This is a genomic window from Methyloceanibacter sp., from assembly GCF_050726195.1.
Classification (GTDB): Bacteria; Pseudomonadota; Alphaproteobacteria; order Rhizobiales; family Methyloligellaceae; genus Methyloceanibacter.
This window is the reverse complement of sequence record NZ_JBOHJC010000002.1, coordinates 1-12,219: the sequence shown is the minus strand read 5'-3', so window position 1 is coordinate 12,219 and position 12,219 is coordinate 1. Positions and strand designations below refer to the sequence as shown.

Annotated in this window: 16 protein-coding genes; 11 read left to right on the top strand and 5 right to left on the bottom strand. The window is 66.3% G+C overall.

The window, feature by feature from the left end; all coding sequences use genetic code 11:
- Window positions 1-43: 43 nt before the first annotated feature.
- The gene (locus ACRECX_RS01430) at window positions 44-250 is read left to right on the top strand and encodes a hypothetical protein (RefSeq protein WP_431557032.1); all 207 of its coding nucleotides are present in this window, start codon (window positions 44-46) and stop codon (window positions 248-250) included.
- 6 nt (window positions 251-256) lie between these two features.
- Here ACRECX_RS01430 and dprA read toward each other — a convergent pair whose 3' ends face one another.
- From dprA to ACRECX_RS01410, 4 genes are read right to left on the bottom strand one after another with little or no spacing between them, the layout of a single operon-like run.
- A complete protein-coding gene (gene dprA / locus ACRECX_RS01425) occupies window positions 257-1,405 on the bottom strand; it encodes a DNA-processing protein DprA (RefSeq protein WP_431557031.1) in 1,149 nt (382 codons plus the stop codon).
- Entirely contained in the window at window positions 1,380-2,015 is a 636-nt protein-coding gene (plsY, locus tag ACRECX_RS01420; RefSeq protein ID WP_431557030.1) for a glycerol-3-phosphate 1-O-acyltransferase PlsY, read from the bottom strand. Before plsY ends, dprA begins: the two co-directional genes overlap by 26 nt.
- 24 nt (window positions 2,016-2,039) lie before the next feature.
- A complete protein-coding gene (locus ACRECX_RS01415; RefSeq protein ID WP_431557244.1) occupies window positions 2,040-3,359 on the bottom strand; it encodes a dihydroorotase in 1,320 nt (439 codons plus the stop codon).
- 5 nt (window positions 3,360-3,364) lie between these two features.
- Complete coding sequence (locus ACRECX_RS01410) at window positions 3,365-4,321, bottom strand: aspartate carbamoyltransferase catalytic subunit (RefSeq protein ID WP_431557029.1); 957 nt, start codon at window positions 4,319-4,321, stop codon at window positions 3,365-3,367.
- Window positions 4,322-4,419: 98 nt separating this feature from the next.
- Between ACRECX_RS01410 and ACRECX_RS01405 the strand changes: the two genes are divergently transcribed.
- From ACRECX_RS01405 to ACRECX_RS01395, 3 genes are all read left to right on the top strand, one after another.
- Window positions 4,420-6,090 carry an isovaleryl-CoA dehydrogenase gene (locus ACRECX_RS01405; RefSeq protein WP_431557028.1) on the top strand — a complete coding sequence of 557 codons (1,671 nt, stop codon included), beginning with the start codon at window positions 4,420-4,422 and terminating at the stop codon, window positions 6,088-6,090.
- A 532-nt stretch (window positions 6,091-6,622) separates the two neighbouring features.
- Window positions 6,623-6,778, top strand: a complete 156-nt coding sequence (locus tag ACRECX_RS01400; protein WP_431557027.1) for a DUF5993 family protein — start codon at window positions 6,623-6,625, stop codon at window positions 6,776-6,778.
- Window positions 6,779-6,793: 15 nt separating this feature from the next.
- Window positions 6,794-7,351 (top strand): disulfide bond formation protein B, encoded by a 558-nt coding sequence (locus ACRECX_RS01395; RefSeq protein WP_431557026.1) that lies wholly within the window; start codon window positions 6,794-6,796, stop codon window positions 7,349-7,351.
- On the opposite strand, the gene ruvX is transcribed toward ACRECX_RS01395, so the two are convergent.
- Window positions 7,348-7,836: a Holliday junction resolvase RuvX gene (gene ruvX, locus ACRECX_RS01390; protein WP_431557025.1), complete on the bottom strand. Its 489-nt coding sequence runs from the start codon at window positions 7,834-7,836 to the stop codon at window positions 7,348-7,350. The two genes, ACRECX_RS01395 and ruvX, sit on opposite strands and share 4 nt — an antisense overlap.
- Window positions 7,837-7,859: 23 nt before the next feature.
- Here ruvX and ACRECX_RS01385 point away from each other — a divergent pair, with 23 nt between their 5' ends.
- From ACRECX_RS01385 to ACRECX_RS01355, 7 genes are all read left to right on the top strand, one after another.
- A complete protein-coding gene (locus tag ACRECX_RS01385; RefSeq protein ID WP_431557024.1) occupies window positions 7,860-8,561 on the top strand; it encodes a metal-dependent hydrolase in 702 nt (233 codons plus the stop codon).
- A gap of 138 nt (window positions 8,562-8,699) precedes the next feature.
- Window positions 8,700-8,987 carry an Asp-tRNA(Asn)/Glu-tRNA(Gln) amidotransferase subunit GatC gene (gatC, locus tag ACRECX_RS01380; RefSeq protein ID WP_431557023.1) on the top strand — a complete coding sequence of 96 codons (288 nt, stop codon included), beginning with the start codon at window positions 8,700-8,702 and terminating at the stop codon, window positions 8,985-8,987.
- A gap of 9 nt (window positions 8,988-8,996) precedes the next feature.
- Complete coding sequence (locus tag ACRECX_RS01375) at window positions 8,997-9,527, top strand: hypothetical protein (RefSeq protein WP_431557022.1); 531 nt, start codon at window positions 8,997-8,999, stop codon at window positions 9,525-9,527.
- Window positions 9,528-9,532: 5 nt separating this feature from the next.
- Window positions 9,533-11,017 (top strand): Asp-tRNA(Asn)/Glu-tRNA(Gln) amidotransferase subunit GatA, encoded by a 1,485-nt coding sequence (gene gatA / locus ACRECX_RS01370; RefSeq protein ID WP_431557021.1) that lies wholly within the window; start codon window positions 9,533-9,535, stop codon window positions 11,015-11,017.
- Window positions 11,014-11,424, top strand: a complete 411-nt coding sequence (locus ACRECX_RS01365) for a RidA family protein (protein ID WP_431557020.1) — start codon at window positions 11,014-11,016, stop codon at window positions 11,422-11,424. The genes gatA and ACRECX_RS01365 overlap by 4 nt, the downstream gene beginning before the upstream one ends.
- 13 nt (window positions 11,425-11,437) lie before the next feature.
- Window positions 11,438-11,752 (top strand): chorismate mutase, encoded by a 315-nt coding sequence (locus ACRECX_RS01360; RefSeq protein ID WP_431557019.1) that lies wholly within the window; start codon window positions 11,438-11,440, stop codon window positions 11,750-11,752.
- A gap of 114 nt (window positions 11,753-11,866) precedes the next feature.
- Window positions 11,867-12,219 (top strand): endonuclease domain-containing protein (locus ACRECX_RS01355; RefSeq protein ID WP_431557018.1); only part of this gene is annotated, 353 nt, incomplete at its 3' end.

Sequence of the window (12,219 nt, the reverse complement as noted above, 5' to 3'; positions counted from 1 at the left end):
GGCGGCGGTGGGGACCAATGGGCGCGACATAAGGCGGAGTAGAATGGCAGGGTCCCGCGCCCGGCCTCCAGTAAAGTCAGGCTCACAAGACGACGAAACCGAGCTGAAGCGCCTGGAGGCGGCAGAATACATCGCATCGCTGTTGGAAGGCCTGCGCGTCGTGGCGCAACAGGCCGAATTGCCCTTCCTGGCCTATCTCATCAGCGTCGCCCTGGAAGAGGCCAACAACGAGAAGTCGCAGCGCGGCTGAACGGCCTCACGGCTCGATCAGCGAGACGAGCTGCCGACCGTGGCGCTGCAGCCGGCCGGCAAGGTCGAGCTCGAGCAGCACGATGTGCACCTTGCGCGTCTCGATGCCCGTCGCGCGGATCAATTCATCGATGTCGACGGGGCTCGGCCCAAGCGCCTCCACGATGCGCGCCCGCTCGCTCTGGCCGATATCGGGAAGTGGCGCCGGCGTCGCGGCCTCGTCGGAGGAGGCAAGCTCGACCGGCGGCGCGGGTGGGCGGCCCAAAATCGGCGCGAGCGTCTCGACGATGTCGCTGACATTGGTGACGAGGGTCGCTCCCTGCCTCAGGAGATTGTTGGTGCCGGCGGCGCGCGGGTCGAGCGGGCTGCCGGGGACGGCGAACACCTCGCGGCCCTGCTCGCCGGCGAGCCGCGCGGTGATGAGCGAGCCGGAGCGCTCCGCCGCCTCGACCACGACGACCCCAAGCGAGATCCCCGAGATCAGCCGGTTGCGGCGGGGGAAGTCCTTGCCGCGCGGGGAAAAGCCCGGCGACCGCTCGCTGATGATAAGGCCGCGCGTGCCGATGTCCTCCTGCAACGCCTCGTTCTCCGGCGGATAGACGACGTCGATGCCGCCGGCGACGACGGCGATGGTGCCATGGGGCAGGGCGGCGGTATGGGCGGCGGTGTCGATGCCGCGGGCAAGCCCCGAGGCGACCACGAAGCCCTCCAGCCCGAGCCCACTGGCGATCTGGCGTGTGAATTTCTGCCCGACGGCGGAACCGTTGCGGGCGCCGACCATGGCGACGATGGGCATGTCGGCAAGCTCGATCCGGCCCTTCACGTAGATGACTGGCGGCGGTCCATCGACCTGGGCGAGAGCGGGCGGATAGCCCGGCTCGCCGACGGCGACAAGCTGCGCGCCGAAGCGCTCGGCCGCCTCGAGCTCGGCTTCAGCTTCCGCGGCGGTGCACAGCCTGATGGCGTGCGTACGGCCGCCGCGGCGCGACAGCGCGGGCAGCGCCTCGATGGCCGCGTCCGCGCCGCCGAATTCGTTGACCAGCGCGCGAAATGTGGCGGGGCCGACGTTCTCGCTGCGGATCAGCCGGAGCCAAGCGAGCCGCTGGGCGTTGTTGAGGCGCTTGCGCGCCTCAGGTGCTTTGCTTGCTTTGGCCAATCCGCGCCTCCTCGCCTTTCACGAGCCGGCCGATATTCTGAGCGTGGCGGGCATAGAGAAGGACGGTGAGCAAAAGGAACAGCGCCGCGATGCGCCACTCACTGGTGAGGGCGAGGGCGCCCAATGTGGCGGCGCTCGCCACCAGTGCGGCAAGCGACGAATAGCGCGTGGCCGCCGCGACCATCAGCCACACGAGGCAGAACGCTAAAGCCGCCGGCCAATAGAGGCCGAGCGCCACGCCGATATAGGTCGCGACACCCTTGCCGCCGCGAAAGCCGAGCCAGACCGGGAACAAATGGCCCAGAAAGGCGCCGAGCCCGGCGGCCGTTGCGGCATAGGGGCCGAACTGCGCGCCGATCATCACCGCGGCCGTGCCTTTCAACGCATCGAGCAGGAGCGTGAGGGCCGCGAGCCCCTTGCTGCCGGTGCGCAGCACATTGGTGGCGCCGATATTGCCGGAGCCGATCTTGCGCAGGTCTTCGTGGCCGGCGAGGCGCGTGAGGATGAGGCCGAACGGGATGGAGCCAAGCAGATAGCCGATCGCGAAGCTGACGAGGCAAAGACCGAGCATCAGCGGGAGGACGTTGCTCCAATCCCCGGAAGGCGGCATGGATCACCCTCTCGCTAGCCCCGCTCAAGCGTAGTGATAGACGGGCCGCCCGGCAACGAATGTCACGAGCGCCCGGCCCTCGAGGCGCGCCCCGTCGAAGGGGGTGTTCTTGGACTTGGAGCACAGACGCTCGGGCTCGACCGTCCACGGCATTTCGAGATCGATCAAGACGAGATCGGCGGGAGCGCCCTTGGCGAGGCGTCCGGTGCCAAGGCCGAGCAGCTTGGCCGGGTTGGCGGACATGGCCTTCAGCAGGCGGTGCAAGGTCACTTCGCCGTTGTGATAGAAGCGAAGCGCGGCCCCGAGCAGGGTCTCGAGGCCGACGGCGCCGTCGGCGGCCTCGGCGAAGGGACGGCGCTTGCCTTCCGCGCCGCGCGGGTCGTGTGCCGACACGACGACGTCGATGTCGCCGCTCGCCACGCCCTCGATCATGGCGCGCCGGTCGCCCTCGGCGCGCAGCGGCGGCTTCATCTTGAAGAACGTCCGGTAGGAGCCTATGTCGTGCTCGTTCAAGGTGAGGTGGTTGATGGAGACGCCGCAGGTGACAGGGAGGCCGCGCGCCTTGGCGTCGCGAATGACGTCGAGCGAAGCACGGCAGGAGATCTGGCCGGCGTGGTAACGCCCGCCGGTCAGCTCGACGAGGCGGATGTCGCGCTCCAGCACGATGGTCTCGGCCGCGGCTGGGACGCCGCGCAGGCCGAGCCGCGTCGCGATCTCGCCCTCATTCATCACGCCGCTTTGGGAGAGCGAGGCGTCTTCCAGGTGATGCACGATCAGTGCCCCGAAGTCCTTGGCGTAGGCGAGCACGTTGCGCATGACCCGCGCATTGGCGACGCTCGTCTTGCCGTTGGTGAAGGCGATGGCGCCGGCATCGTAGAGGAGGCCGATCTCGGCCATCTCTTCGCCGAGGAGACCTTTGGTCATCGCCGCCATGGGATGGACGTTGACGAGCGCGGTGTCGCGGGCGCGGCGCAAGATGAAATCGACCAGCGCCACGTCGTCGATGACGGGGTCGGTGTCGGGCATGCAGAGCATGGTCGTGACGCCGCCCGCAGCCGCCGCCCGGCTCGCCGTCGCCAGGGTTTCGCGGTGCTCGTGGCCTGGCTCGCCGGCAAACACCATCATGTCGATCAGGCCGGGCGCGACGGCGCGGCCGCCGCAATCGAGGGTCTCGGCGCCCTCGATCGTCCCCTCGGTGATGTGCATGCCGAGATCGGCGATGACGCCGCCGGCGATCAGCATGCCGCCGAACGCATCGAGACCCGTGGCGGGGTCGATCAGCCGCGCGTTGAGAAGCGCAAGCGGGCGCCGCGGCGGGCGATGATCTTGGTCTTGCGGCGGCATCTCGGTCATTGATTCGGCAGATGGCGGGCGAGCGCCAGAAGCACGGCCATGCGCACGGCAACGCCCATCTCCACTTGCTCGCGGATAAGGCTGCGCGCGTCGTCGGCGACGTTGGAGTCGATCTCCACCCCGCGGTTCATCGGGCCCGGGTGCATGACGAGCGCGTCGGGCTTCGCGCACGCGAGCTTGTCGTAGTCGAGACCGAAGAAGTGGAAGTATTCCCGCTGACTCGGGACCAGGCTCGACACCATGCGCTCGCGCTGGAGCCTGAGCATCATGACGATGTCGGCATCAGCGAGCCCCTCGCGCATGGAGGTATAGACCTCGACGCCGAGCCGCTCGATGCCGGCGCCAAGCAGGGTGGAGGGGGCGACCACCCGGACCCGGGCGCCGAGCGTATTGAGCAGGAGAATATTCGAGCGGGCGACCCGCGAATGGAGGATGTCGCCGCAGATCGCCACGATCAGGCCTTCGATGCGCTTCTTGTGGCGGCGGATGGTCAGCGCGTCGAGCAGGGCTTGGGTGGGATGCTCGTGGCTGCCGTCCCCGGCGTTGATCACCGAGCAGTCGACCTTCTGGGAGAGCAGCTCGACCGCGCCGGCCGCATGATGGCGGACCACGAGCAGATCGGGCCGCATCGAGTTCAAGGTCACGGCCGTATCGATCAAGGTCTCGCCCTTCTGCACCGACGAGGTCGGGATCGCCATATTCATGACGTCGGCGCCGAGCCGCTTGCCCGCAAGCTCGAAGGAGCTTTGGGTCCTGGTCGAGGACTCGAAGAACAGGTTGATCAGGGTGCGGCCGCGCAGATCGTCGCGTTTTTTGTTGATCTGGCGCCCGAGCTTGGCGGCCTCCTCGGAGAGGTCGAGCAGCGCCGTGATCTCGGCGCGCGAAAGGCCTTCTATTCCAATAAGATGGCGGTGAGAAAAGGTCGGGTGTGGAGCTTCTGCGGCGATGCTCATTAAAGCGCACTGTATAGGCTCGCGCGCCGCCGGCATCAAGCGCGGGCGCTCATTTAAGGTAAGCTCGCCGTAACGGACCTCTGGCAGCGTGAGGCGCGATGGCCGAGCCTTCCCGGGACGATGCGGCGTTCAATCAAAGCCCGCCTTTTGCCGATGTGAACCTGTTCGCGTCGGACAGCGCCTTGCGGGAGGCGGTTAGGCGGGAGGGCGCGGCGTGGGCGGCGGCGGACCTCCAATTGTTCGGCGGCGTTACGGGAAGCGCCACGGCCATCGAGCTCGGGCGGCGCGCCAACGCGCATCCGCCTGAGCTTCAGAATTTCGACGCGAAGGGGCGCCGCGTCGACCACGTGGCGTTCCACCCCGCCTATCACGAGGTCATGGCCATCAGCATGGCGCAGGGCCTCCACTGCTCGACATGGGAGCATCTGCTCACCGGCGAGAAGCCGAAACCGGGCGCGCACGTGGCGCGCGCGGCCGGCAGCTACATGGCGGCGCAGATGGAGCCCGGCCATTGCTGTCCCATCACCATGACCCATGCGGCGGTGGCGTCGCTTCGCCACGCGCCGTCGCTCGCGGCTGAGTGGCTGCCGAAGATACTGAGCCGCACCTATGACCCGGGCGCGGCGCCCGCCAAGGTCAAGTCGGCCGTCACGCTCGGCATGGGCATGACCGAGCGGCAAGGGGGCACTGACGTGCGCGCCAATACCACGCGGGCGGAGCCGCTCGACGGCGCTGATCCCGGCGCGCCCTACGCCATCACCGGACATAAATGGTTCCTCTCGGCGCCGATGTCGGACGCGTTCCTCGTGCTGGCGCAGGCGAAAGGCGGGCTCTCCTGCTTCCTGCTGTCGCGGCTCAACGAGGACGGCACGCTCAACGGGCTTCGTCTGGTACGGCTCAAGGACAAGCTCGGCAATCGCTCCAACGCTTCGTCCGAGGTCGAGTTTGAAGGCGCGCGCGCCTTCCTCGTCGGCGAGGAGGGGCGGGGTGTGGCCACCATCATCGACATGGTGACTTTGACCCGGCTCGACTGCGCGGTGTCGTCGGCGGGCCTCATGCGTCAGGCGCTGGCCCGCGCCATTCATCACGCGCGCCACCGCAGCGTGTTCCAGAGGCTGCTCATCGACCAGCCGCTGATGACGCAGGTGCTCGCCGACATGGCGCTCGACGTGGAGGCGGCGACCGCGCTCAGCTTCAGGCTGGCGCGCGCCTTCGATGGCGGCGCGGAGGAGAGCGAGGCCGCGTATCGACGGATGATGACGCCGGTGACGAAATATTGGGTGTGCAAAACTGCACCGGGGCTCGCCTACGAGGCCATGGAGTGCCTCGGGGGCAACGGCTACGTGGAGGAGGGCGGTTTCCCGCTCCTCTATCGCGAGGTGCCGGTCAACGCCATCTGGGAAGGGTCGGGCAATGTGATGTGCCTTGACGTGTTGCGCGTGCTGGAGCGCGCGCCCGAGACCGTGATGCTCGTGCTCGAAGCCATCGGCGAGATTGCCGCCGGTGAGCCAAGATTGAAGACTGCGCTTGAGAGGATCGAAACGCTGCTGGCGCAAGCCAAGCGAGATCAAAGTGCGGCGCGGGCGCTTGTCGAGGAGCTCGCGCTCGCCCAAGCCGGGGCGCTCCTTCTGGCCCATTCACCCCCGGCGGTGAGCGACGCCTATCTCGCCACGCGCCTCGAAGGGCGGAGCCGCAACACCTATGGCGCCGATGCATCCAAGATCGACGCGCGCGCCATCCTCGACCGCGCCGGGCTGCAATTGGCGTGAAGTGCTTAAGCGTTTGGGAACGCTGCTTAGGGCGCACCATGACATCATCCCGCAATGTGGATTACTCTAAACTCGCTCTCCCGTTCATGGGGCAGGGCGTTCTAACCAGGAGACGATGACGATGCGTAAGCTTGCGGTTGCCTTTGGGCTTGCGGCGGCGGTCATGCTCGCCGGAGGCATTGCGTGGAAGGCTGAAGCGACGAACTGGAAGTCCGCCACGGTGAACCTCCCGACGGTTGCCAAGACCTACTCGCCGGTCGAGAAGGCCGGTTGCTTCCGCCGGGGACGGTGCGGCTGGGGCCGGTACCGGGTTTGCGGTCCGCTGCGGTGTTGGTGCGCCCCCTGCTAAAAGGCTTGGCGCCGGGTATGATCGGCAGATGAGGCCGCCGGTCTCGCGGCGGTCTCGTTGCCCTGCCTAAGGGGGTTGTCAACAAGGCCGAATTTTCAATACCTTGGCCTAAACGAATCACAAGACGAGTTGAGCAGGCAGGGGCTCTGAGAGCGTCCGGGGGACATACGGGAGGGCTGCGCGATGATGAGCTTACCCTTTGTTTTGTTCGCCTGCGCGATCGGTGCGGCGTGGTTGCGGCACCGCGGCGTGGCCATGGGCTTCTGGGTCGTGGGGCTTCTGGTGATGCTGGTGCTGTTCCGCTTCCATGTGACCGAAGTCCTGAACATTCAGCTCTGACCTAAGGAGACGTGCGTGTCCGCCGATCTGTCGAGGCTCCTCAACGCCATCGGCCTTCTGGGCATCGGCACGGTGTTGACTCTGGCCTTTATCGATCAGCTCTGGTTCCGCGATCTGCCGTGTCCTTTGTGCATTCTGCAACGCGCGGGCTTCTTGGCTGCGGGCTTCGGTATCGCGCTCAACCTCGTCTTCGGTCCAAGGCCGAGCCACTACGGCGTCGCCATCATCGGCGCGGTCGCCGGCGCCGCCATAGCGATGCGCCAGATCCTGTTGCACATTGTTCCGGGCACGGGGTCCTACGGCCCTCCTGTCTTTGACCTTCACCTCTACACCTGGGCGTTCATCGCGTTCGTCGTCATCGTTGTCGGCTGCGCCATCATGTTGCTGGACGACCGGCAATTCGCCAGAGCGGAGCCCATGTCGTCCCGCCTGAAACCGCTGCCGCTCTCGGCGCTTCTGCTGTTTCTCGTGCTCGCCATCGGCAATGTATTCTCGACCATCGCGCTGTGCGGCACGGGGTTCTGCCCCGAGGCGCCGACCGACTACATGCTGTTCGAGGCGACTCCGACCTAGCCTGCGCCTTCGCCGAGGCGCTTAAGCCGGTCGAGCGCGCCTTGCAGGATATAGGCCGCCGCCATGCGGTCGATGACCTCGGCCCGGCGCTTGCGGGACGCATCCGCCTCGATCAGGAGGCGCTCGACGGCGGCGGTGGAGAGCCGCTCGTCCCAGAACGCCATGGGCACCGAAACATGCCCGGCGAGATTGCGGGCGAAGGCGCGGGTGGATTGTGCCCGGGGCCCCTCGGTGCCGTCGAGATTGATGGGCAGGCCGACGACCAGCCCGCCGACGCCCATTTGGCCGACGATCCCGGCGATGTGCTTGGCGTCCGCCGTGAACTTGGTGCGGCGCAAGGTGTCATACGGCGTAGCGATAGAGCGGGTGACGTCGGAGAGCGCCAGGCCGATGGTCTTGGTGCCGACATCGAGGCCGAGCAGCCGCGCGTCCGGCGGTAGAATCGCGGCCAAGTCTTCGATAGGAAGGGGCGGTGTTGACGTCACTTCGGCAGTCTAAGGGTGAGACAATGAAGATTACGTGGTTCGGACATTCCTGCTTCCGCATCGAGACGGGCGCAAGCGTCATCCTGATCGATCCGTTCCTCACCGGCAACGCCACGTTCGAAAAGTCCGGCATTGCCAAGAGCAAGGTGATGGAAGGGGTCACCCACGTGGCGCTCACCCATGGCCATGAGGACCATCTCGGCGATACGCTCGCCATCTGCGAGAAGACCGGCGCGACCCTCATCGCGGTGCATGAGCTTGCCACCTATCTGCAGCTGCGCGGCGCCAGGAAGACCGACCACGGCAACACCGGCGGCACGCAGCCGCATGAGGACTTCGACCTGACCTTCGTTCCGGCCTTTCACTCGTCGTCCAACATGGTGGACGGGAAGCCGCTCTATCTCGGCAATCCTTGCGGGATCGTGATCGCCGCACACGAAGGCAAGACCGTGTATCATATGGGCGACACGGCGATCTTCTCCGACATGGCGCTGATCAACGAGCTCTACCGGCCGCAGATCGGCTTCGTCCCCGTCGGCGACCGCTACACGATGGGCGCCAAGACCGCGGCGCTCGCCTGCAAGCGGTTCTTCGACTTCGAGACGATCGTGCCGTGCCACTACGGGACCTTCCCGGTCATCGATCAGACGGCCGACAAGTTTGTCGCCGAAATGGGCGGAAGCCGGGTCCTGGTGCCCGAGGTCGGCGTACCGTTCACCGTGTAGCGTCATGCCGGCGAAAGCCGGAATCCAGGGCAGCCAGCACTGAATCCGTGATTCTGGATACCGGCTTTCGCCGGTATGACGGCCCTCGAAGACCCCAAGTTGATGCTGCTCCAGGTTCAGTGTTACAGGAACGCCGCCATGTCCGTCGACCGCGCCACAGTCCGCCGCATCGCCCGCCTTGCCCGCATCGCCATCACCGACGAGGAGGCGGAGCGGCTCGAGACGGAGCTGTCGGGCATCCTCGACTGGGTGGCGCAGCTCGACGAGATCGACACGAGCGCCGTGCCGCCGATGACGCGGGTCGCCGCCATGACCATGAAGCAGCGCAAGGACGAAGTGACGGACGGCTTCTGCGCCGACGACATCGTCAAGAATGCGCCCAAGGTCGACGACCATTATTTCGTCGTGCCGAAGATCGTCGAGTAGGAGGCAGGAATGCGGAAACTCCTTCTGGTCGTGTTTGGCGCTTGGCTCGGCGGCATGGCCGCGGCCTTCGGCGAAGACTTACCTGACGGAACATTCGCCTCCAGCGCGGAAGGCTGCACCATGCTCAAGACGGAGACCGCCGAGGAGCTGGGCGAGGACTTCGACTTTTACACCTTGGACCGGAGCGGGATCGCCACCTACGCGCAGCGCTGCGACTTCGTGCAGGTCACGCCGCGGGAGAACGCGCAGTGGGTGGCGACGGCGATGTGCGACGAGGGGGGCTTCATCTATCCCGACATGTTCGCCATCGCGCGCAAGGCCGACGGCGGCCTTGCCGTGACGCGGCTCACCGACGTCACGCAGCAGCAAAGCTCGGACGCGCAAGACCTGCCCTCCTTCGCCGACGACATGGACCCGGTCGAGCTCGGCAAGGAGCCCGTCGAGGTTGAAGACGAGGGGGTCGAGGCCGAAGGCGACCAGCCGCCGGCGAAGCCGGATGCGTTCAATCACTATGTCCCTTGCCCTGACGTGAAGCGTTAAGCCCCGTGACCAAACTGACAGACCTCACCATCGCCGAAGCGCGCGAAGGCTTGGCGGCAAAGTCGTTCTCGGCGCGCGAGCTCACGCAAGCGCATCTTGCGGCGATCGAGACCGCAAACGAAGCGCTCAACGCCTACGTCCTGCCGACGCCGGAGCGCGCGATGCAAATGGCGAGGGCGAGCGACGCGCGCCTCGCCAAGGGGGAGGGCGGCGCGATCGAAGGCATCCCCCTCGGCATCAAGGACTTATTCTGCACCAAGGGCGTGCGCACCACGGCGTGCTCGCACATTCTCCACGGCTTCACCCCGACCTACGAGTCGACGGTCACCGCCAATCTGTGGGCGGAAGGCGCGGTGATGCTCGGCAAGCTCAACAACGACGAGTTCGCCATGGGCTCGTCGAACGAAACGAGCCATTACGGCCCGGTGGTCAATCCCTGGCGGCGGGAAGGCTCTGACGCCAAGCTCGTGCCAGGCGGGTCGTCCGGCGGCTCGTCCGCCGCGGTGGCCGCGCGGCTCTGCATGGGCGCGACGGCGACCGACACCGGCGGCTCGATCCGCCAGCCCGCGGCCGTCACCGGCACGGTCGGCATCAAGCCGACCTACGGCCGCTGCTCGCGCTGGGGCATCGTCGCCTTCGCCTCGTCGCTCGACCAGGCAGGGCCGATCGCGCGGACCGTGCGCGACGCCGCGATCCTGCTGAAGGTCATGGCGAGCCACGATCCAAAGGACACCACGAGCGCCGGCCTGCCCGTGCCGGATTTCGAGGCGGCGGTGGGGCAGGGCGTCAAAGGCCTCACCATCGGCATCCCCAAGGAATACCGCGTGGCCGGCATGGCGCCCGAGATCGAGACATTATGGAAGCAGGGCATCGCCTGGCTCAAGGATGCCGGCGCCAAGATCAAGGACGTGAGCCTGCCGCACACCAAATACGCGCTGCCGTCTTATTATATTGTCGCGCCGGCGGAAGCCTCGTCGAACCTCGCCCGCTATGACGGCGTGCGCTACGGCCTGCGCGAGCCGGGCTCGGACGTGATCTCCATGTACGAGAACACGCGCGAGGGGGGCTTCGGGACGGAGGTCAAGCGGCGCATCCTGATCGGCACCTATGTGTTGTCGGCGGGCTATTACGACGCCTACTACCTCAAGGCGCAGAAAGTGCGGACCTTGATCAAGCGCGACTTCGATGAGGCGTTCGAGAGCGTCGATGCGATCCTGACGCCGACCACGCCGGGGCCTGCCTTCGCGCTCGGCGAGAAGTCCGGCGATCCGGTCGAGATGTATCTGAACGACATCTTCACGGTGACGGTGAACATGGCGGGGTTGCCGGGCATCTCCGTGCCGGCGGGCCTCTCGTCGGAAGGCACGCCCCTCGGGCTGCAGCTCATCGGCCGGCCGTTCGACGAGGAGACGCTGTTTCGCGTCGGACAGGTGATGGAAGAAGCGGCGGGGCCATCGGCCAAGCCCAAGGATTGGTGGAGCAAGGCATGACCGAACACAAGGCCAAGCGTCTGTCGGTTTCCTCGGCAAGCCCCTACGAGAAGATCGTCGGCTTTTGCCGTGCGGTGCGGGTCGGCAATCTCGTCGCGGTGAGCGGCACCACGGCAGGCTCCGGCGGCAAGCCGGTCGCCATCGGCGACCCCGCGGCACAGGCCAGAGCGATCCTCGAGACGATCGGCAAGGCGCTCGAGGAGGCCGGATCTGGCCTCGAGGACGTCATCCGTACGCGGGTTTATCTCACTGACATCGCCCATTGGGAGGCGGTGGGCCGCGTGCACGGCGAATTCTTCGCCCACATTCGCCCCGCAAACACCATGCTTCAGGTCTCGGCCTTCGTCAGCCCCGACTGGCTCGTCGAGATCGAGGCCGATGCCGTCTTGTCCGGCGGCTCCTGTTGAAGGACGATCAGTCATGGCACCACGCAAAGCCAAGGATTGCGCCAACATGGAGGAGGTGCGGGCCGAGATCGACCGTATCGATCAGGCCCTGGTCGACCTTATCGGCGAGCGCTTCACCTTCGTCGACCGCGCCTGGCAGCTCAAGAACTCGCCAGCCGAGGCACGCATCCCGTGGCGCATCCAGCAGGTGATCGACCGGGTGCGGGTGCGTGCGGCGAAGCAGGGCCTACCGCCGGAACTGGCCGAGGCGCTGTGGCGGCAGATGATCGGCTGGTTCATCCAGTACGAGGAGGAGCGGCTCCAGAAGCAGGCGGAGAAGAAGGAGTAGGCAGGACGCGAGGAATGAGTGTTGTCATTCCCGCGCATTGTGCGCGGGTTGTGTATGTGTAGCCTCGCGGCAATCTCCCCCTCTCCCCAGTGGGGAGAGGGTAGGGTGAGGGGGATGAAGGGTCGAAGTCTGGCAAAGCGGCTCCGAAGCCAAGCCACACCTGCCGAGCGAAAATTGTGGTTCAGGCTTCGCGACAGACGATTTCTGGGCCTGAAGTTTCGGCGTCAGGCACCGGTTGATCGCTTTATCGTCGACTTCATTTGCGTTGACGCGAACCTCATCGTTGAAGTCGATGGCGGTCAGCATGGGACACGAACGACAGCAGACCGACGGCGGACGGAGATTTTGGAATCTATGGGCTATTTGGTTCTCCGCTTTTGGAACAACGATGTGCTGACGAACATCGACGGAGTGCTTGAACTGATCGCCTTTACAGTTCAGCCACAAGCGTTAGAACCCCCTCACCC

Bases quoted from the DNA above. Each gene is read 5' to 3' on its own strand.
- ACRECX_RS01430 (WP_431557032.1), top strand. From the start codon at position 44: ATGGCAGGGTCCCGCGCCCGGCCTCCAGTAAAGTCAGGCTCACAAGAC.
- plsY (WP_431557030.1), bottom strand. From the start codon at position 2,015: ATGCCGCCTTCCGGGGATTGGAGCAACGTCCTCCCGCTGATGCTCGGT.
- ACRECX_RS01415 (WP_431557244.1), bottom strand. From the start codon at position 3,359: ATGCCGCCGCAAGACCAAGATCATCGCCCGCCGCGGCGCCCGCTTGCG.
- ACRECX_RS01410 (WP_431557029.1), bottom strand. From the start codon at position 4,321: ATGAGCATCGCCGCAGAAGCTCCACACCCGACCTTTTCTCACCGCCAT.
- ACRECX_RS01405 (WP_431557028.1), top strand. From the start codon at position 4,420: ATGGCCGAGCCTTCCCGGGACGATGCGGCGTTCAATCAAAGCCCGCCT.
- ACRECX_RS01400 (WP_431557027.1), top strand. From the start codon at position 6,623: ATGATGAGCTTACCCTTTGTTTTGTTCGCCTGCGCGATCGGTGCGGCG.
- ACRECX_RS01385 (WP_431557024.1), top strand. From the start codon at position 7,860: ATGAAGATTACGTGGTTCGGACATTCCTGCTTCCGCATCGAGACGGGC.
- gatC (WP_431557023.1), top strand. From the start codon at position 8,700: ATGTCCGTCGACCGCGCCACAGTCCGCCGCATCGCCCGCCTTGCCCGC.
- ACRECX_RS01375 (WP_431557022.1), top strand. From the start codon at position 8,997: ATGCGGAAACTCCTTCTGGTCGTGTTTGGCGCTTGGCTCGGCGGCATG.
- ACRECX_RS01365 (WP_431557020.1), top strand. From the start codon at position 11,014: ATGACCGAACACAAGGCCAAGCGTCTGTCGGTTTCCTCGGCAAGCCCC.
- ACRECX_RS01360 (WP_431557019.1), top strand. From the start codon at position 11,438: ATGGCACCACGCAAAGCCAAGGATTGCGCCAACATGGAGGAGGTGCGG.